The organism is Paraburkholderia sp. BR14374 (assembly GCF_040948685.1).
GTDB classification, from domain to species: Bacteria; Pseudomonadota; Gammaproteobacteria; order Burkholderiales; family Burkholderiaceae; genus Paraburkholderia; species Paraburkholderia youngii.
In genome coordinates, this window is sequence record NZ_JBFPKF010000012.1 from 34,400 (window position 1) to 53,396 (window position 18,997).

Here is an 18,997-nt window from a genome sequence, read left to right on the forward strand (position 1 = left end):
AGCCGCCGTTGGCGCGTTAGCGCGCCTTCCTGCGGGCGCCCTTGGCGGTCGTCGCGGCGCGCGGCGCTTCCTTCTCGACCGGTGCGCCGCCGTTCATCTGCTCGAGCCACGACAGCGTATCGACATACGACAGAAACTGCTTCAGATACCCCGGCGACAGCTCGCGCATCAACGACAGCGCACGATGCACGAGGCTGCTCGAATTGAGCGGCCCCGCGTTGCCGGGCACCTGCGCGAGCGACTGGCGCAACTGCTTTTCGGTGCGGACTTTCGACCAGACTTCGCGGAAGTAGTCGAGCGCGGGGAGTTCGGGATAGGCGGCGGCGTGCGGAGCATCGGCCCGCGCGTGGTGGCGGGCAAGCCGTTCGATCAGCGCCGCGAGCGTGGCGTCGCTGGCCGCGCCGGCTTCAACGGGAGTGGCTTGCAACGCGCTCCCGGCCGCGGCCGCATGCTCGACCTCGGCCGTATATTCGGCCAGTAATGCTGCCAACCGTTGCTCGATCACACGTCGCGTCTCGCCGCTGTGCCGCGCCGCGCGCCGCGCAAGCGCGTCGAGCAGATGAAAGCGCAGCGGATCGAGCCGATCCGCACCGCTCGCGCGCCATGCATCGAGCGTCGCGCGAGCCGCGTCGATTGCGTCGTCAAGCACCGGACTTCTCCGCCGTCGCCGCGCTCGACGGCCGCGGCACCGGCGCGATTTCGACGCGGCGGTTTTTCGCGCGGCCGGATTCGTCGGCATTCGAACTGACCGGCTGCTCGGCGCCGAACGCCGCCGCAAACACCGACGACGCCGGCACGCCCTCGTCGATCAGCGTGCGCGTGACCGTCAACGCGCGCTGCGCCGACAGCTCCCAGTTATCGGCAAAGCGTCGATTGCCTTCGCGCAGGCGTTGATCGTCGGTGAAGCCGCTGACCATCAGGATCTGATCGCTCGCGCGCAGATACGCGGACAGCGGACCGGCGAGGCTCTTCAGCAGCGCGCGGCCCTCGGGCTGCAGCTGGGCGGAGTTCAGCGCGAACAGCACGTTGCCGCTAATGCCGATGCGGCCATTGACGAGCGTCACGCGCCCCGCCGCGAGCGGTCCCGCGAGCGCCTGCTCGAGCGTCTTGCGCCGCTGCGTTTCGGCCTGGCGCTGCTTGACCTCCTGCTCGAGCTGGTTCGATAGCACGAGCTGCATGCCGATCACGCTTACGAGAATCAGCACGAACGCGCCAACCAGCACCGACATCAGATCGCCGAACGAAGCCCAAACCGGCGCGGCCGTTTCCACGCCGCCGTCGATGTCCTCGCTCATACCGCGTCGGCTCCGGCGGTCGCGCGCTGCGCGGCCAGCAACTGCAGGTCTTCGACGATCTGCTTCTGCGACATCACGCTGAGATCGACCACATCGCGCGCCTGTGCGACGTAGTAGGCGAGCTGTTCGTCGCTACGGGCAAGCGATTTGTCGAGCGCCGCTTCGATGCGTTCGAGATGCGCGACGAGCTTGTCGTTCGCTTCGCCGAACATGCCGACGGCCGCGCCGAACGCTTCGCCGAGACTCGCGACTTCGGCCGCGCTGCCGGTGACCTGCGCGGCGACCGTGCCGAGCTTGCCGGTTTCGTGCTCGAGGTGCTCGGTGAAGCGATTGCCGACGCGTTCGAGCAGATCCGCCGACGTCGAGACCAAGGCATCGACGGCGGTGCGCTGTTCGGTCGACGCGTGGTTGACCCCGTCCAGCAGCGTTTCCAGCGTGGCGAGCAGCCGGCTGCGCTCTTCCAGCATCGCGGTGTCGCGGACCATGCTGTCGGAGAGCTTCTGGCGCAGCTCCGCGACGACTTCGGCGGCGGCCTTCGGCGCTTCCGATGCCGCCTGCACGAGGCGTTCGATCTCGGCGATCGTTGCGCTGGCGTGGGTTTGCGTCTGCGCGGAGATATCGCGCGCGGTTTGCGCGAGTGCGTCGCAGATCTGCTGCTGACGGGTCGCCGTTTGCGAACCCGTCTGCTGCCATTGTTCGCTGAGCTTTGCGGTCATCGCACCGAGCGCTTCGGTCCATGCGGCGAAGCGCTGTTCGTCGCGCGCGGCGAGTACGGCTTGCAGATTTGCTGCGGCCTTCGGTGCTTCGGCCGCGGCCTGCACCAGTCGATCGATTTCGGCGATCGTCGCGCTCGCATGCGTTTGAGTCTGCGCGGAGATCTCGCGTGCCGTTTGCGCGAGCGCGTCGCAGATTTGCTGCTGATGGCTTGCAGCTTGCGAACCCGTTTGCTGCCATTGCTCGTTGAGTTTCGCCGTCATCGCACCGAGTGCTTCGGTCCATGCGGCGAAGCGCTGTTCGTCGCGCGCGGCGAGTTCGGCTTGCAGATTTGCTGCCGCCTTCGGTGCTTCCGCCGCTGCTTGCACCAGTCGATCGATTTCGGCGATCGTCGCGCTGGCGTGCGTTTGCGTCTGCGCAGAAATTTCGCGCGCCGTCTGCGCAAGCGCGTCGCAGATTTGCTGCTGATGGCTGGCGGCCTGCGCACCCGTCTGCCGCCATTGCTCGCCGAGCTTCGCGCCCATCGCGTCGAGCGCCTCCGCCCATGCGCTCAAACGCTGCTCGTCGCGCGCAGTCAGTTCCGTCTGCAACTTCGTATGCGAGCTACCGACAGCGTTCAGCAACGCCGCGGCATGCTGTTCGAACGTCGCGGCGGCGCGCGCCAACGCCTGCTCGTTGTTGGCGGCGAGCTTGTCGCCCGCGCTTTGCTGCTTTGCCAACGCGTCACCCCACGCCTGCGAGATGCCGCTGGCCGTCGCTTCGAGCCGCGCGGACACGCCGTCGAGCAACGCGGCCGAGCGCTGTTCGAACGCTTCGGCAACGCGTTCGACCGAAGCGCGCTGTTGCGCGGCCAACTCGTCGCTCGCCTGCCGATGCCCGGCGAGCGCGCTGCTGCAAATCTCGGCGAGGTTCGCGCTGGTCGCCGCAAAACCGCTCGACATGCCGTCGAGCTGGCGCTGCACGGCCTGGGTCACCGCGTCGCGCAACGCGGCGGTTTCGCGCGAAAGACCGGCCATAGTCGCTTCGACGACCGGCTGCAGGGCCCGGCCCGCAGCCTGCGCGCTGCCGGCCACACTGTCTTTCAGCGACTGCTCGATCACACCGGCAAGACGCAGATAAGCCGCTTCGGTGCGTCCGTAAAACGCGTCGAGACTCGCGATCTGCCGCTCGTTCGACGCGGCGCTTTGCTGTTCGAGCGCGCTCATCATCGTCTGCAGACGTTCGACCAGCAGCGGCGTCGCTTCGGCCTGGCGTTGCAGTAGCCGGAAGCTTTCGTCGCGCTGATGGCTCTGCGAGTACACACGCAAAGTCGTCGCGATCTTCACGTCGAGCTGTTGCGCCGCTTCGAGCCGCTCGCGGCGGCATAGCGCCGACAGCAGCCCGAGCATCGCCGAGGTCGCGACACCCGCGATCGAGGTGCCGAACGCGAAGCTCAGCCCCTTGACCGGCGCCGCCAGCGATGCGCGGATCGCCTGCAGGTCGCTTGCGCTCTCCAGCGCGAGGCCGGTGCCGCGCAGCGTCATCACCATGCCGAGCAGCGTGCCGAGCATGCCGAGCAACACCAGCAGGCCGACCAGATACGGCGTCAACGCAGGTCCCGGCAACGCGACGCGCTCGCCTTCGACGCGCAGCCGCACGCTATTGCGCAGACTCGGATGGACGGGTTCGAGAAACGCGGCAAGGCTCGGCGGTGGTCCGGACAGAGCAGCAAGCGCGCCCGTCAGCGTAGTGGTTGCCTGACTATAGCGGCGCAATTCGAGCGCGCCCAGCACATAGAACACGCCGATCAGCAGCGTAACGGCGAACGCGAGCGCATTGGAGACGGCGTAACCGACGGCGATCCAGCACGCCGCGGCGAGCCCCGCGAGAAATACAACGAGATCGATACGATATCTGGACATGGGGTCCCAGTTAGCAGGCGCGAAGAGCCGCGAGCAGCCCTTCGACCGGTTGAAAACGAACGTCCAGCTCGGCCAGCAAAACGCTTTGCATGTCCTTGCGGAAGGCGTCGAGCCATGCGTCGGACGCGAGCGGCGCGGCAGCGTTGCTGGCGTCGGTCGCTTCCGCCTCCGCGACCCTCCGGGCCTCCCCCTCTTTCAAGCGCTCGAAGTGCCCGCCGAGCAGGCCGGGCACCGCGCCCAGCAAAGTCCGCTCGCGCTCGCCGAGCGCACGCTCCATCACCGCATCGACGATCGCGAGCCGCGCAAGCGCCGGCGCTTGCGTCGCCAGCAGCGCGCGCAGCCGCCCGCGTAACGTGCCGATCGCAGTTTCCATCGACTGCTGAAGCGCGAGATAGCGCTGCCTGAAGACCGCGTAGTCGGTCTGCGTGTCGACGGCCACGCGCGGTGCCGACATCCGGGCAGACAAAGACGACGAGCCACGCCGCCGTGAGCCCGCGAGCACGCTATCGCTGGCGATTGCGCTCACCAGCGAGCGGCGCACACGCGTGCACTCTTCCTCTTCCGCGCGACCGAACGCGCGCGCGCCACCAGCGACGGCCGGCGGCTTGCCGTCGAGCGCCGATGACAACGCGATAGCGTCGGTCCAGCCGAGCCACTGGCTCAGCCGATCCGCCAGCGATTGGCGCGATTCGGCGACGTCGGCCTCGGCGAGACGGGCCAGTAAGCGAACGAGCGCGGGCCCGCTGAGGGCGCTGCGCAGAGGGGCTTGCAACATACCACCGGACGCAAAAAAGTCAGCAGTTTACACGCTGGGGCCAACGAGTCCGAAGTCGCTTACTCGATCGTGCGTCGAAAGACCCGGTTTTGCCCGATCGAACCTGGCATTCGCGCGTTTTCTCGAGCGCGGTTTTTTGCCAATAGCGAACCGAGCCTATCCCTGTATAAGATGAAAGCTGGCGCATCGCCTCGCACTGAACACTGCGGAGCGTCGACAACACACAGAACACACGCAAGGCGGACAGGCAGCATGAAATTCGATACCGTGGTGCTCGGCGCCGGCATTGTCGGGGTATGCGTCGCCGTGCATCTGCAGAAGCGCGGGCGCGCGGTTGCACTGATCGACCGCAAGCAGCCGGGCAACGAGACGTCGTTCGGCAACGCCGGGCTGATCCAGCGCGAAGGCGTCTATCCGTACGCGTTTCCGCGCGGGCTCGGCACGCTGCTGCGCTACGCGCGCAACCAGTCGCCTGACGTGCGCTATCACGCCGACGCGATGCTCCAGGTTGCACCGTTTCTATGGCGCTACTGGCGCAACTCACATCCGGCGAAGCACGCGGAAATCGCGAAGTCGTACGCGACATTGATCGAGCATTGCGTCAGCGAACATCGCGCGCTCGCCGCGGACGCCGGTGCGAGCGCGCTGCTGCGGCCCATCGGCTGGATCAAGGTGTTTCGCCACACTGCCGCGCGCGATGCCGAAATCACGCTTGCCGAACGGTGGCATCGCGAATACGGCGTCGAGTTCGAAACGCTCGACGCCCCGCGCCTGCAACAGCTCGAACCCGATCTCGACAAGCGCCTGCAAGGCGGCCTGCGCTATCCGCAATCCGATTCCGTCAGCGATCCGAACGCGCTCGTCACCGCGTACGCGCGGTACTTCGAAGCGCTCGGCGGACGGTTCTTCATCGGCGATGCCGATACGCTGCGCGAAGGCTGGCAGGTCGATACGCGGGACGGGCCGATCTCGGCCGCAGCGGCGGTGATCGCGCTCGGGCCGTGGTCCGATCGCGCGAGCACGCGGCTCGGGTATCGGCTGCCGCTCGCGGTCAAGCGTGGCTATCACATGCACTACGCAGCGCGTCGGACCGCGCACCTCAACCATCCGATTCTCGACGTCGACCACGGCTATGTGCTCGCACCGATGGCGCGCGGCATCCGATTGACCACGGGCGTCGAAATCGCGCGCCCCGAAGCGGTCAAGACGCCGGTGCAGCTCGATGCGGCCGAACCCATCGCGCGCACGCTGTTTCCGCTCGGCGAACGTCTGGACCCTGAACCGTGGATGGGACGGCGCCCGTGCACGCCGGACATGATGCCGATCATCGGGCCCGCGACGAAACATCAGGGGCTGTGGTTCGCGTTTGGCCATGCGCATCATGGTGTGACTCTCGGACCGGTGACGGGGCGGCTGATCGCCGAGATGATGACCGGCGAGCAGACGCTGGTCGATCCGCGGCCGTTTCGCGTCGAGCGGTTTTAGCCGGATGGTCCGAGGCGGCTCGATCGAGCGCCTGATTTTGTTACTTCCGTGAAAGAAACGACGGACAAGAGTGCCCGCAATGGGCCTCTTGAACGACCGGTTTTCGCCCTCTTCCGCAACCAAGGCGAGGACAGCGATTCTCAAAACCGCTCCTCGCCACGCCCTTCGGGCCATCCCTTCCACAGATAGGCTATGCGGGTACAGCCGCCAAACGCCCGCCTTCATACAGCAATTCTCGCCGATCTCACTCTCAACCCACATTCGCCGCACATCTTCCCAGGCAGCTCCCGCCAAAATTCTATTGAGAACGCTTCTCAATTACGTGGCAATTGAATACAATCCGCCACGAAATCACTTTGTAATAAACATGGAATGCCCGGGTAAGGAAACTAGCACCGGCCCCGGCTTCCCGAACTCGACGGGGATAAACATGAAGTTGCGGTCCGACGATCCGACGCTCGGCAAAATCAGCACGACACTATGCGGCGTACTGGCCGCCGGCCCCGCCCTCGCGCAGGGCACCACGGCCGCCGCGCCGCCCGAGCGCGAGGGCCAGCTCGCGCCGATTTCCGTGCAAGGCCAGTCGGACGATGGCTTCAAGACCGATCACTCCGCATCGGTCAAATTCACCGCACCGCTCGTCGATACGCCGAAGTCGGTTACCGTGATTCCCGAGGAGCTGATTCGCAGCACCGGCGCATCGACGCTGACCGAAGCGCTGCGCACCGTGCCCGGCATCACGTTCGGTGCCGGCGAAGGCGGCAACCCGCTCGGCGATCGGCCGTTCATTCGCGGCTACGACGCGCAGGGCAGTACGTTCGTCGATGGCATGCGCGATATCGGCGCGACCACGCGCGAAGTGTTCAACATCGAAAGCATCGAAGTGACGAAGGGTTCGGACGGCGCGTTCGGCGGCCGCGGCGGCGCGGGTGGCAGCATCAACCTGATCACGAAGACACCGCATCTGGGCACGACCGCCGACGGCAGCGTCGGCCTCGGCACCGACCGCTATCGCCGCTTCACCGCCGACGGCAACTGGCAGATGGCCGACCACGCGGCGTTCCGCCTGAACGTGATGAGCCACAACAACGACGTGGCCGGCCGCGACGCGGTCAACAACGAGCGCTGGGGCATCGCGCCGTCGTTCACGTACGGTCTCGGCACGCCGACCCGCGTGACTGCAAGCTACTACCACCTCACCACGGACGATCTGCCCGACAGCGGCATCCCGTACTTCTACACGACGACCAACAAGCCGGCGAACGTCAGCACGATCTTCCCGGCGCCGGTGGACCGCCACAACTTTTACGGCCTGATCGACCGCGACTTCCGCAAGACGAGTTCGGATATCGGCACCGTGCGCATCGAACACGACATCAACGGCGACCTGACGATCCGCAACACGACGCGCTACACGAAGTCGACCCAGGACTACATCTGGACCCAGCCCGACGACAGCCAGGGCAACGTCGTCAACGGCAAGGTGTGGCGCCGCGCGAACACGCGCGCGAGCAACGTGTACAGCCTCGCGAACCAGACCGAACTGTTCGGCGAATTCAAGACGGGCTTCCTGAAGCACAGCTTCACGACCGGTATCGAGTTGTCGCGCGAAACCAGCGTCAACGATTCGTACACGGTGGCGGCCGCGACCGGCGCGATCTGCGCAACCCAAGGCATTGGCGCGGCGTCGGTCTATAACTGCACGAGTCTCTGGACGCCGAATCCGAACGATCCGTGGGCCGGATCGATCAGGCAAACCAACGACCCGAGCCAGCAACGCACCACCACCAAATCGATCTACGCGTTCGATACGATCGAGTTGACCCGGCGCTGGCAGGCCAACGTCGGCCTGCGCGTCGACGATTACTCGACCGAACTACGCAATACCGTCGCCAACGGCGCGACGCGTGTGTCGCGCGACGACACGCTGTTCAACTACCAGTTCGGCCTCGTGTTCAAGCCGGCCTCGAACGGCAGCATCTACGCGTCGATCTCCACGTCGTCGACGCCGGCTGGCGCACTGCTCGGCCAGGGCAGCGAAACGCAGTCGCTGATACCGTCCAGAGGCGTCGGTCCGAACGCGGCGCTGTTGTCGCCGGAAAAGAACCGCAGCGTCGAAGTGGGCAGCAAGTGGAACGTGCTCGACAACAAGCTATCGCTGACCGGCGCGCTGTTCCAGATCGACACGACCAATGCGCGCGTCACGCTGCCGGACAACACCTACGCGATGGTCGGCAACAAGCGCGTGCAGGGGTTCGAGTTCGGCGTGGCGGGTCAACTGACCAACAAGTGGCAGGTGTTCGGCGGCTACACGTATCTGAAGAGCGAGTTGCGCAACAACGGCAAGACCACGTCGGATAACGGCCATCAGTTCCCGAACACGCCGAAGAACAGCATCAGCCTGTGGACCAACTACGACGTGCTGCCGAAGTTCACGATCGGCGGAGGCGCGTTCTATATGTCGCAGGTGTATGGCGATACCGCGAATCTGCGGGCGGTGCCGTCGTACTGGCGCTTCGACGGCATGGCGACGTATCGCGTGAACAAGCACGTCGATCTGCAACTGAACGTGCAGAACATCTTCAACCGCACGTATTACGACCAGGCGTACGCCTCGCACTACGCGTCGATCGCACCGGCACGCTCCGCGTTCCTGACGCTCAACGCGCACTACTGATGCCGCGCGCGCAGAACGAAGTCTCGGTGCGGGCGCTCGCGAGCGTGTCGCGCGATGAACTCGCCGCCATCCTCGCGGGGCCGTCCGAGCGTGCCGCCGCGTGGGTCGGGGCGGCCGCGCGCAACGGCATCGTCGAGGCGCAGGCCGTGTACGGCCAGTACCTGCTCGACGGTCACGGCGTCGAGCGCGACGTCGACGCAGCGTTCGTCTGGTTCCGGCACGCGGCCCGGCGCGATCATCCGATGGCGATGAACATGCTCGGCCGCTGCTACGAACATGGTTGGGGCACGGCCGCCTGCGCGCCGGTCGCCGTGTACTGGTATCGGCTCACGGCACACGCCGGGCTCGCCTGGGGCATGTACAACTATGCGTCGGCGTTGGCGCTCGGTCAGGGCATCGAATGCGATCGCGCGCAGGCATTGCAGTGGTTCTTGCGTGCGGCCGAACTCGGGCACGCGAAGTCGTTGAACTTCGTCGGCAGCTTTTACGAGGACGGCTGGAGCGTCGATGCCGATGCGGATATCGCGCTGGACTTCTATCGACGCGCCGCCCAAGGCGGCGATTTTCGCGGGCAGTTCAATTACGCGCGGCTGCTCGCCGAGCGTGGCGAAATCGCCGAAGCATTGCAATGGTTGCAACGTGTGCCGCACACCGCGACCGGCGCTTTCGTCGCGAAGATGCGCGCATGGCTGGCCGCTTCTCCCGTTAGTGCGTTTCGCGCACTCGAACGCAGCCTTGGCGCAAACGCCAATGCGAATGCCAATGCGAATGCGAACCTCAACATGAACACGCAAATCAGCGCTACGCCAAACCTGACGCAGGAGCCGCGCACATGATGTTGCATTTACCCGCCGTACTCGGCAAACAGCAGGTCGCGCAATGCCGCGAAATGCTCGACGCGGCGCAATGGATCGACGGTAATGCGACTTCGGGCCAGCAATCGGCGCAAGCCAAGCGCAACCAGCAGCTGCCCGAAGGCTCACCCGCCGCGCGTGCGATCGGCGATGCGATTCAGGACGCGCTCGGCCGCAACGCGCGCTTCTTTTCCGCCGCGCTGCCGCTGAAAGTCTTCCCGCCGCTCTTCAATCGTTATACCGGCGGCGACGGCTTCGGCACGCACATCGACAATGCGATCCGCCAGTTGCGCGGCACTGACTTCCGCATCCGCAGCGACCTGTCGGCTACGCTGTTCCTCGCCGAACCGGACGCCTACGACGGCGGCGAGCTTTGCATCGAGGACACCTACGGCGTGCATCGCGCGAAACTGCCGGCCGGCGACATGGTGCTCTACCCCGCTTCGAGCCTGCATCACGTGAGCCCGGTCACGCGCGGCGTGCGCGTCGCGTCATTCTTCTGGATTCAGAGCATGGTGCGCGACGACGGCCAGCGCGCGACACTGTTCCAGCTCGACAACGACGTGCAGACGCTCGCGGCTGAACGAGGCTCGAACGACGCGACCGTCGTGAGCCTCACGGGCATCTATCACAATCTGCTACGTCGCTGGGCCGACGCCTGATCGGCGCCAGGTCACCGGCCGTCGATGCAATAAAAAACGCCGCGGGCCAACTGCCCCGCGGCGTTTTTCATCGAGCCGGACAAACGTCGATCAGGCCGTCACGGCAGCCCGACGCGGCGACACTGCCGACACCACGAAGCTCACGACGATGTTCGCGACCAGCGCGATCAGGCCGATATACAGCGGATAGTTCTCGTGGCCGAAATGCAGGCCATACACCGGCTTGAGCCCTTGCGAAATCGCGAGGCCGGTGCCGAGCAGGATACCTACCAGCCAGCCGAGGAACAGACCCGGCGTGTTCAGACGGCGCGTGTACAGCGTGAACACGATGGCCGGGAAAATCTGCAGAATCCACACACCGCCGAGCAGTTGCAGATCGATCGCGTACTGCGTCGGCAGGAACACGATGAACAGCAGCGCGCCGAACTTGACGACCAGCGAGACGATCTTCGCGTTGGCCGCTTCCGCTTGAGGCGAGAGGTTGGGCGACACCAGCGGACGCCACAGATTACGCGTGAACAGATTCGCCGCGCCGATCGACATGATCGCGGCCGGCACCAGCGCGCTGATCGCAATCGCGGCGGCCGCGAAGCCGACGAACCACGACGGGAACAGCGTACCGAACAGCGCCGGCACCACGTCGCTCGCCGACTTCACGTTCACGCCCGCGGCGATCGCCATATAGCCGAGCAGCGCGATCAGGCCGAGCAGCACCGTGTAAGCCGGCAGGAAGATCGCGTTCTTGCGAACCGTCTTTGCCGACGACGACGACAGCACCGCCGTCATCGTATGCGGATACATGAACGCGGCAAGCGCCGAGCCGAGTGCGAGCGATGCGAACGCGGTGTACTGGTTCGGCTTCAGCAGAATGCCGGTCGCGCCGCCCTTCGCCTGGAAGTGCGCATCGGCCAGTTCGAACACGTGCCCATAGCCGCCGAGCTTCACCGGGATCAGCCATATCGCCGCGATCACGACGATATAGATCATGATGTCCTTGACGAACGCGATCATCGCCGGCGCGCGCAGGCCGCTCGCATACGTATAGAGCGCGAGGATCACGAACGCGACGATCAACGGCAATTCGCCGCTGACGCCGAGACCCTTGATCACGACCTGCATGCCGACCAGTTGCAGCGCGATATACGGCATCGTCGCGACGATGCCGGTCAGCGCGATGGCTGCCGGGAACCACTTGCCGCCGTATTCGCCGTGCACGTAGTCGGCCGCGGTGATGTGGTTCTTCGCGTGCGCAACCCTCCACAGCTTCGGCATCACCGCGAACACGAACGGATAAACGATGATCGTGTACGGCAATGCGAAGAAGCCGTACGCGCCCACCGAAAAAACGAGCGCGGGCACTGCGATCACCGTATAAGCGGTGTAGAAATCGCCGCCGACGAGGAACCACGAAATGATCGTGCCGAACTGCCGGCCGCCGAGGCCCCACTCGTGCAACTGCGTCAGATCGCCACGCTTCCAGCGCGCCGCGAAAAAGCCGATCACCGTGACGAGCACGAAGAATGCGATGAATACCGTCATCGCAACCGGGTTCACAGGATTCAGATCGCTCATTTGAGACCTCGATACACGATGTAAATCAGCAGCGAGGTCAACGGCACCCACAGAAACTGATACCAGTAGAAGAACGGAAAGCCCGCGAGCGACGGATGCGTGTCGTTATAGAACGGCAGCCACAGCAGCGCGATATAAGGGATCAGCAAAATGAGCCAGAGCCATGAACGGCCGGCCGGCGGGGAGGTCTCCACGAACGTCTCCTTGAGTATTATCGACAGCACGCGCGATGGCTCGTGCGGGGAAATCGGGAACGCCGCACACTCGCCCGCCAGGTCTGGCGCAGCGCAGGATGCGACGGGCATGTAGTATTCGCCTTCGCGCCTTTCCTTACAAGCGCGCAACTACGTAAGCCGTCTACGTAATAATACGTAGCCCGTTGACCGGCTTTTTTCAACGATGAAACTCAAAGCAAAGATTGTGCTGCTTGCGATCGTGCCCTTTCTGGCGGCGATCGCGAGCATCGAGACCGGCGTGCGCCGCGAAGCGACGGCGCTCGCCGAGCGGCAGCACGCGACTACCCAGTCCGCCTACATGGCCAGCAAGGAGGTCGAGCTCAAGCACTATGTCGAACTCGCGACCACCGCGATCGCGCCGCTCTACGAAGCCGGCGGCGCCAACGCGCGCGACGACGCGCTGCTGCGCACGCGCGCGCTCGCGGTGCTCGAGAAGATGAATTTCGGCGAGGACGGCTACTTCTTCGTGTACGACCTGCACGGCCGCACGCTGATGCATCCGCGCGAGCCGGATCTGGTGGGCCGGGATCTGTGGTCGTTGCGCGATAGCCACGGCGCGCCGACGATCCAGCAGCTACTCGCCGCGGCCGCGCGCGGCGGCGGCTACGTGCGCTATCTGTGGCACCGGCCGTCGACCGGCAAGGAGGAGTCGAAACTCGGCTACGTGGTGCCGCTCGAACGCTGGGGCTGGATGCTCGGCACCGGCATCTATCTCGACGACGTCGACACGGCGCTCGCGCATATCGACGAGGAGGCCGCGGCCAATATCGATCGCACGATGAAGTGGATCGACGCGATCGCCGTGGCCGGCCTCGCGGTCATTGCGCTATGCGCCCTCGTGCTGAACGTGACCGAATATCGCAGCGCCGACGCGAAGCTGAAGCGGCTCGCGCAGCAGGTCGTCGAGTCGCAGGAAAACGAGCGCGCACGCCTGTCGCGCGAACTGCACGACGGCATCAGCCAGATGATGGTGTCCGTGAAGCTGCTGCTCGAATCGGCGCTCGCGCGGCTCGAACGCGGCGACGCGCGCGTGCCCGCCGCCGAGGCCGCGCTGTCCACCGGACTCACGCGGCTCGGCGATACGCTGCGCGAAGTCCGGCGCATTTCTCATGCGCTGCGTCCGTCGATGCTCGACGATCTCGGCGTCGCCGCCGCGCTCGAACAACTGACGCGCGAACTCGGCGACGAGTCCGGCATCGCGATCGGCTTCACGCAGATCGCGCACACGCATGCGGCCACGCTGCCCGATACGGTCAACACCGTGCTGTTTCGTATCGCTCAGGAAGCGCTGACGAACATCGTGCGGCACGCGCAGGCGTCGAGCGCGGCGCTTGCGCTCGAAGTGTCGCGCGATACGGTCACGCTGACGATCTCCGACAACGGCCGCGGCTTCGACGTGGCCGACGCATTCGTCGGCGGACTCGAAGGCGTCGGTCTGCGCAACATGCGCGAACGGCTCGAAGCGCTCGGCGGCACGCTGTCGCTGAACTCGCAGCCGGGACACACCGTCGTCACCGCGCGCGTGCCGCTGCCAACGACGCACGCCACGGTGCCGCCCCTGCAGGAATTCTCATCATGAACGACACGACCTCTCCTTCCATCGCGCGTCTGCTGCTCGTCGACGATCATCCGCTCGTGCGCGACGGTCTGCGCGCACGGCTCGAAGCAGTGCGCCACTTCGAAGTGGTCGGCGAAGCGGGCGACGCGCAGGAAGCGCTCGCTGTGGCCGAACGACAGGCGCCGCATCTGGCGCTGATGGATGTCGGCATGAAAAGCGGCATGAACGGTATTGCGTTGGCAGGCCTGTTTCACGAGCGCTTTCCGGCGATTCGCGTGCTGATGCTGTCGATGCACGACAACCTCGAATACGTGACCCAGGCGGTGCGCGCGGGCGCGAGCGGCTATGTGCTGAAAGATTCGCCGGCGCTCGAGATCATTCAGGCAATTGGCGCGGTACTTGACGGCAAGACGTTCTTCAGCGCGGAGATTAGCGCCCGACTGATCCAGGCGTCGGCGACGCAATCGCCAGTCGAACGTTTGACGCCGCGCGAGCGCGATATTCTCGATGCGCTTGCCGAGGGACTGTCGAGCAAGCAGATCGCGCTGCGCAACGATCTGTCGGTGCGAACCGTGGAGACGCACCGGCTGAATCTGAAGCGCAAGCTCGATATCGAAGGGCAGGCGGAGTTGATCAAGTTCGCGGTCGAGAATCGGCGCAACAAGCGTTGAGGTTCGCTGGCGCGCGATAATGAGCCGGTCCACACCTGGGGCAGCCACAGCATGAAACGCGTGTTCGAACTGAGTCTCGCCAGCCTGATGCTTTGCGTGGCCGCGGCTCGCGTTTATGGCGAACCGGCGCGCGTCAATCGCGGCCACGATCCATTTCTGCAGATCTCCAAAGCTGTCGCCGATTGCCCGACACCGCTCGGCCCGTTCGAAACCGAAAAGGAATGGCTCGACGATAGCCATTACCGGATCGAACGCGGCAATAGCTGCTGGATCGAAGGCCGTTGCCGTTTGCCGAACGCGTATCTGTACGACGCGGAAATCGCGGACAGCGTGCAACGGCGTCTCGCGAATCTGAACGTCGCGACGCACTGGCGCGAGCAATCGACGCTATGGCTGACGCTGCAACGCCGCTTCATCTACGTCGAAGGTTGCGTCGCGCCGGGCTTCGACAAAAAGACCTTCCTGAACGAACTGGCCAAAACGGCGGACGTCGAGCGCGTAATCGACAATACGATCACCGATCCTCACGCCACTGAGTTGCCGTACCGCACGCAGGCGGACCCGGATAAGCCCGTGCTCAATCCTGGCAATTAGCAGGCAACTGGCGATGTTTTCGCCTCTGGCATCTGTCGTCTGCTATATCGGCAAACGTCGATAGCAACGCAGAAATCGTTCGTTTGGCCTCTATAACGTCATTGCTAACATCAGCGGCCCTACCCTACGGTCCGCAATAACAATGACAACACCTCGATTTCGCCGTACCAGCTATCGCCCTTCATTGCGTCTCGGCGTGATCGGCGCCGCTGTCGCGAGCCTCGTCACGCTCGCCTCGTGCGGCGAAGACAACCTGCCGGCCGCGTCCGCCGCGTCGAATGCCGCGCCGGTCGTCGCGCAGAAGCGGCCGAACATCCTGTACATCATGGCCGATGACCTCGGCTACTCCGACATCCACGCGTTCGGCGGCGAAATCAACACACCCAATCTCGATGCGCTGGTGCAAAGCGGCCGCATCCTGACGAACCACCACACGGGCACCGTCTGCGCGATCACGCGTTCGATGCTGATCTCGGGCACCGATCACCATCTGGTCGGCGAGGGCACGATGGGCGTGCCGACCGACGAGCGCAAAGGACTGCCGGGATACGAAGGCTATCTGAACGATCGCGCGCTATCGGTTGCGCAGTTGCTGAAGGACGGCGGCTATCACACGTACATGGCCGGCAAGTGGCACATCGGCTCGGGCATCGTCGGCAGCGCGACGGGCAGCGGGCAGACGCCAGACCAATGGGGCTTCGAGCACAGCTACGCGCTGCTCGGCGGCGCCGCGTCCAATCACTTCGCGCACGAACTGGCCGGCTCGCAGAACTACACCGAAGACGGCAAGTACGTGCAGCCGGGCCAGCCTGGGCAACCGGGCGGCGCGGGCGGCAGCCCAGCCGTGTTCTACTCGACCGACTTCTACACGCAGCGGCTGATCTCCTATATCGATTCGAACAAGGGCGACGGCAAGCCGTTCTTCGCGTACGCGGCCTATACGTCACCACACTGGCCGCTGCAAGTGCCCGATCCTTATCTGCACAACTACGTCGGCAAATACGATGCCGGTTATGACGCGATCCGCGATGCACGGATCGCCCGGCAGAAAGCGCTCGGCATCATTCCGCAGGACTTCGTGCCGTACGGCGGCGCATCGGAGACGCTGGCCGCGAGCCCGGCCACGGCGAACAACGGCACCACGAACGCGAAATACGTGAGCGCCGTGCACAGCGCCGTGCAGGGCTACACCGACTACGGCCCCGGCTATGTGAACAAGAAGTGGGACAGCCTGTCGCCGGCCGAGAAGAAAGCGCAGGCCCGGTACATGGAAATCTACGCGGGCATGGTCGAGAACCTCGATCACAACATCGGCCTCTTGATCCAGCATCTGAAGGACATCGGCGAATACGACAACACGTTCATCGCGTTCCAGTCGGATAACGGCGCGGAGGGTTGGCCGATCGATTCCGGCGCGGACCCGACCGCCACCGACACCGCGAACGCGGCCGATCCGACCTACTCGCAACTCGGCACCGACAACGGCAAGCAGAACGCGCAACGTCTGCAATACGGCTTGCGTTGGGCCGAAGTCAGCGCGACGCCGTTCCGCCTGACCAAGGGTTATTCGGGTGAAGGCGGCGTGTCGACACCGTTGATCGTGCATCTGCCGGGCCAGACTTCGCAAAAGCCGACGCTGCGCGAATTCACGCACGTGACGGACAACACCGCGACGTTCCTCGCGGTCGCGCAAATCGCGTCGCCGACCACGCCCGCGCCCGCGCTGATCAACACGCTGACCGGCGTCGATCAGAACAAGGGCAAGGTGATCTACAACAACCGCTATGTGTATCCGATCACCGGAAGATCTCTGCTGCCGCAGCTCGAAGATCAGAGCACGGCGCCCGTGCATAGCGCGTCGTTCGGCGACGAGGCCTACGGCCGCGGTTATCTGCGCAGCGCCGACGGCCGCTGGAAAGCTCTGTGGACCGAACCGCCGCTCGGCCCCGTCGACGGTCACTGGCAGCTGTACGACATGAGCGCCGATCGCGGCGAAACGCAGGACGTGTCTGCGCAGAACCCGTCGATCATCGATGGTCTCGTGCAGCAGTGGAACGACTATATGACTGGCGTCGGCGGCGTCGAGCTGTTGCGTCCGCGCGGCTACTACTGAGCACACGATGGCGTTTTCATTCAAGCTCAAAGGCGGCGTGGCGCTGTATGGCGCGTACGCCGCGATCGCGGCGGCCGCATTCGCCGCCGCGTTTGCCGCGCCGTCCATCGGTGTGGCGAGCGCGGCGGTATTCGGCGGCGGCCCGTCCAGCGGATTCGACAGCCTCAACCGCTCGCGCCCGCTCGCCGCGCTCGGCTCCGAGCAGCAATGCGAGCGATACTCTGGCCTGCCTGCACGCTGGCGCGACGACCCGCAAGCCGGCATGGTGCATCTGCATGGTGGCGACTTCGTGTTCGGCAGCAAGCTCGGTTACGAAGACGAGCGCCCGGCCGGCAACGGCAAGACGCACGTTGCCGGCTTCTGGATCGACCAGACCGACGTCACGAATGCGCAGTTCGCCGCGTTCGTGCGCGCGACCGGCTACGTCAGCGATGCGGAGCGCCAGGGCGGTGCGGTCGTTTTTCACACGCCGACACGCGAGGAAATGAACGCGCGCGATCTCGCGTGGTGGAGTTGGGTCAAGGGGGCCGCGTGGAATCATCCGAGCGGCCCCGGCAGCAATCTCGACGGCCTCATGAATCAACCGGTGACGATGGTCACGCAGGCCGATGCGCTCGCCTACGCACACTGGCTCGGCCGCGATCTGCCGACCGAAGCCGAATGGGAATACGCGGGCAAAGCCGGCCATGATGGCGCGGATCTCGACACTGCGCCGCGCGACGCGCACGGCAAGCCGAGCGCAAACTACTGGCAAGGCGTGTTTCCTGTGCTCAACACCAGTGAGGATGGTCATGCCGGCCTGTCACCGGTCGGCTGCTATGCGGCGAACGACTTCAGGCTTTACGACATGATCGGCAATGCGTGGGAATGGACCAAGGACGTGTACAGCGGTCCGCACCAATCGCATACGAACGGCGATACCGCGGCCGTGGCGCCGCTCAGTCGCCGACACGATACGCCGATGGTCATCAAGGGCGGCTCGTTCCTGTGCTCGCGCGACTATTGCGTCAGGTATCGCGCGGCGTCGCGCGAGCAGCAGGAAGCCGATTTGCCGGCTTCGCATATCGGCTTTCGCACGGTGTCGAGGGATCGGTCATGAAGCGATATGCGATTGCCGCGCTTGCGTTCGCGGTGTTGACTGCCTGGCTGCCCGAACCCGCGCACGCCGCCGCGCAGACCATCAAAGTCGGGGTGAGTTCGGGCGCGCAAGCGGAAATCATGAACGAAGTGCGCCGCGTCGCGGCGACCGAGGGCCTCGCGCTCGACATCGTGGTGTTCGATCAGCCGTCGCGGATCGACGCGGCGCTCGTCGCGAAACAGATCGACGTCGCGAGCTTCGAAGACGAACCCGCGCTCGACGCGCAGCGCAAACAGCATAGCTATGCACTGACGAGCGTGGCCACGACCGTCACGTTTCCGGTCGCGCTCTACTCGCGCAAGCTGACGAATCTCGTGCAATTGCAGCGCGGCGCGACGATTGCGATACCTGACGATCCCGCCGGCACCGCACGCGCGCTGATCCTTCTGCAAAACGAAACGCTGCTGACGTTCCGCGACAGCGCGGGCCTGCACGCGACGCTCGCCGACCTCACGAGCAACCGCCTCCATCTGAAGATTCGCCAGCTGCCGCGCGCGCGCCTGTACGACTCGTTGGACAGCGTCGCGTTCGCCGTGATCGACAGCGACACAGCGGCGCGCTCGGGTCTTCGCCCCGCTCGCGACGGCCTCAGTCTCGAAGACGCGCGCTCGCCGTATGCGAACGTGCTGACCGTGCGCGACAGCGATCGCCAGCACCCATGGGTCGCGCAACTGGTCGCCGCCTATCATTCGAACGACGTCGCGCATTTCATCCTCACGCGCTATCAGGACTCGGTGCGTCGGCCGTGGTGA

At 65.1% G+C, this 18,997-nt stretch carries 16 protein-coding genes; 10 read left to right on the forward strand and 6 right to left on the reverse strand.

The annotated features are described in order from the left end of the window. Window positions 1–16 precede the first annotated feature (16 nt). The 4 genes from AB3X86_RS24700 to AB3X86_RS24715 are packed head-to-tail and all read right to left on the reverse strand — an operon-like array spanning window position 17 to window position 4,685. Entirely contained in the window at window positions 17–649 is a 633-nt protein-coding gene (locus AB3X86_RS24700; protein ID WP_368598052.1) for a DUF2894 domain-containing protein, read from the reverse strand. Then, window positions 642–1,295, reverse strand: a complete 654-nt coding sequence (locus AB3X86_RS24705; RefSeq protein ID WP_368598053.1) for an OmpA family protein — start codon at window positions 1,293–1,295, stop codon at window positions 642–644. The genes AB3X86_RS24700 and AB3X86_RS24705 overlap by 8 nt, the downstream gene beginning before the upstream one ends. Next, on the reverse strand, window positions 1,292–3,910 hold the full coding sequence (locus AB3X86_RS24710) for a DUF802 domain-containing protein (RefSeq protein ID WP_368598054.1): 2,619 nt from the start codon (window positions 3,908–3,910) through the stop codon (window positions 1,292–1,294). Before AB3X86_RS24710 ends, AB3X86_RS24705 begins: the two co-directional genes overlap by 4 nt. A 10-nt stretch (window positions 3,911–3,920) precedes the next feature. After that, complete coding sequence (locus AB3X86_RS24715) at window positions 3,921–4,685, reverse strand: DUF3348 domain-containing protein (RefSeq protein ID WP_368598055.1); 765 nt, start codon at window positions 4,683–4,685, stop codon at window positions 3,921–3,923. A 252-nt stretch (window positions 4,686–4,937) separates the two neighbouring features. Between AB3X86_RS24715 and AB3X86_RS24720 the strand changes: the two genes are divergently transcribed. The 4 genes from AB3X86_RS24720 to AB3X86_RS24735 all read left to right on the forward strand — a co-directional run bounded on the left by AB3X86_RS24720 (window position 4,938) and on the right by AB3X86_RS24735 (window position 10,363). Further along, complete coding sequence (locus AB3X86_RS24720; RefSeq protein WP_368598056.1) at window positions 4,938–6,170, forward strand: NAD(P)/FAD-dependent oxidoreductase; 1,233 nt, start codon at window positions 4,938–4,940, stop codon at window positions 6,168–6,170. 430 nt (window positions 6,171–6,600) lie between these two features. Then, entirely contained in the window at window positions 6,601–8,847 is a 2,247-nt protein-coding gene (locus AB3X86_RS24725) for a TonB-dependent receptor (protein ID WP_368598057.1), read from the forward strand. Then, window positions 8,847–9,683 (forward strand): tetratricopeptide repeat protein, encoded by an 837-nt coding sequence (locus AB3X86_RS24730; protein ID WP_368598058.1) that lies wholly within the window; start codon window positions 8,847–8,849, stop codon window positions 9,681–9,683. The genes AB3X86_RS24725 and AB3X86_RS24730 overlap by 1 nt, the downstream gene beginning before the upstream one ends. Next, entirely contained in the window at window positions 9,680–10,363 is a 684-nt protein-coding gene (locus tag AB3X86_RS24735; RefSeq protein ID WP_368598059.1) for a Fe2+-dependent dioxygenase, read from the forward strand. The genes AB3X86_RS24730 and AB3X86_RS24735 overlap by 4 nt, the downstream gene beginning before the upstream one ends. 90 nt (window positions 10,364–10,453) lie before the next feature. On the opposite strand, the gene mctP is transcribed toward AB3X86_RS24735, so the two are convergent. Both mctP and AB3X86_RS24745 read right to left on the reverse strand, forming a co-directional pair. After that, window positions 10,454–11,935 (reverse strand): monocarboxylate uptake permease MctP, encoded by a 1,482-nt coding sequence (gene mctP / locus AB3X86_RS24740; RefSeq protein WP_176366006.1) that lies wholly within the window; start codon window positions 11,933–11,935, stop codon window positions 10,454–10,456. Next, the gene (locus AB3X86_RS24745) at window positions 11,932–12,129 is read right to left on the reverse strand and encodes a DUF3311 domain-containing protein (RefSeq protein ID WP_018434172.1); all 198 of its coding nucleotides are present in this window, start codon (window positions 12,127–12,129) and stop codon (window positions 11,932–11,934) included. The genes mctP and AB3X86_RS24745 overlap by 4 nt, the downstream gene beginning before the upstream one ends. A gap of 205 nt (window positions 12,130–12,334) precedes the next feature. Here AB3X86_RS24745 and AB3X86_RS24750 point away from each other — a divergent pair, with 205 nt between their 5' ends. From AB3X86_RS24750 to AB3X86_RS24775, 6 genes are all read left to right on the forward strand, one after another. Beyond that, a complete protein-coding gene (locus AB3X86_RS24750; RefSeq protein ID WP_368598060.1) occupies window positions 12,335–13,750 on the forward strand; it encodes a cache domain-containing protein in 1,416 nt (471 codons plus the stop codon). Beyond that, a complete protein-coding gene (locus AB3X86_RS24755) occupies window positions 13,747–14,400 on the forward strand; it encodes a response regulator (protein ID WP_368598061.1) in 654 nt (217 codons plus the stop codon). The genes AB3X86_RS24750 and AB3X86_RS24755 overlap by 4 nt, the downstream gene beginning before the upstream one ends. 51 nt (window positions 14,401–14,451) lie before the next feature. After that, window positions 14,452–14,994, forward strand: coding sequence for a hypothetical protein (locus AB3X86_RS24760; protein ID WP_368598062.1), 543 nt, complete (start codon window positions 14,452–14,454; stop codon window positions 14,992–14,994). Window positions 14,995–15,136: 142 nt separating this feature from the next. Further along, entirely contained in the window at window positions 15,137–17,107 is a 1,971-nt protein-coding gene (locus AB3X86_RS24765) for an arylsulfatase (protein WP_368598063.1), read from the forward strand. A gap of 7 nt (window positions 17,108–17,114) precedes the next feature. After that, window positions 17,115–18,206: a formylglycine-generating enzyme family protein gene (locus AB3X86_RS24770; RefSeq protein ID WP_368598064.1), complete on the forward strand. Its 1,092-nt coding sequence runs from the start codon at window positions 17,115–17,117 to the stop codon at window positions 18,204–18,206. Further along, entirely contained in the window at window positions 18,203–18,997 is a 795-nt protein-coding gene (locus AB3X86_RS24775) for a MetQ/NlpA family lipoprotein (RefSeq protein ID WP_368598065.1), read from the forward strand. Before AB3X86_RS24770 ends, AB3X86_RS24775 begins: the two co-directional genes overlap by 4 nt.

Coding starts and splice junctions, on each gene's coding strand:
- mctP (WP_176366006.1), bottom strand. CDS start 11,935: ATGAGCGATCTGAATCCTGTGAACCCGGTTGCGATGACGGTATTCATC.
- AB3X86_RS24765 (WP_368598063.1), top strand. CDS start 15,137: ATGACAACACCTCGATTTCGCCGTACCAGCTATCGCCCTTCATTGCGT.
- AB3X86_RS24735 (WP_368598059.1), top strand. CDS start 9,680: ATGATGTTGCATTTACCCGCCGTACTCGGCAAACAGCAGGTCGCGCAA.
- AB3X86_RS24755 (WP_368598061.1), top strand. CDS start 13,747: ATGAACGACACGACCTCTCCTTCCATCGCGCGTCTGCTGCTCGTCGAC.
- AB3X86_RS24760 (WP_368598062.1), top strand. CDS start 14,452: ATGAAACGCGTGTTCGAACTGAGTCTCGCCAGCCTGATGCTTTGCGTG.
- AB3X86_RS24750 (WP_368598060.1), top strand. CDS start 12,335: ATGAAACTCAAAGCAAAGATTGTGCTGCTTGCGATCGTGCCCTTTCTG.
- AB3X86_RS24775 (WP_368598065.1), top strand. CDS start 18,203: ATGAAGCGATATGCGATTGCCGCGCTTGCGTTCGCGGTGTTGACTGCC.
- AB3X86_RS24770 (WP_368598064.1), top strand. CDS start 17,115: ATGGCGTTTTCATTCAAGCTCAAAGGCGGCGTGGCGCTGTATGGCGCG.
- AB3X86_RS24705 (WP_368598053.1), bottom strand. CDS start 1,295: ATGAGCGAGGACATCGACGGCGGCGTGGAAACGGCCGCGCCGGTTTGG.
- AB3X86_RS24725 (WP_368598057.1), top strand. CDS start 6,601: ATGAAGTTGCGGTCCGACGATCCGACGCTCGGCAAAATCAGCACGACA.
- AB3X86_RS24710 (WP_368598054.1), bottom strand. CDS start 3,910: ATGTCCAGATATCGTATCGATCTCGTTGTATTTCTCGCGGGGCTCGCC.
- AB3X86_RS24715 (WP_368598055.1), bottom strand. CDS start 4,685: ATGTTGCAAGCCCCTCTGCGCAGCGCCCTCAGCGGGCCCGCGCTCGTT.
- AB3X86_RS24720 (WP_368598056.1), top strand. CDS start 4,938: ATGAAATTCGATACCGTGGTGCTCGGCGCCGGCATTGTCGGGGTATGC.
- AB3X86_RS24730 (WP_368598058.1), top strand. CDS start 8,847: ATGCCGCGCGCGCAGAACGAAGTCTCGGTGCGGGCGCTCGCGAGCGTG.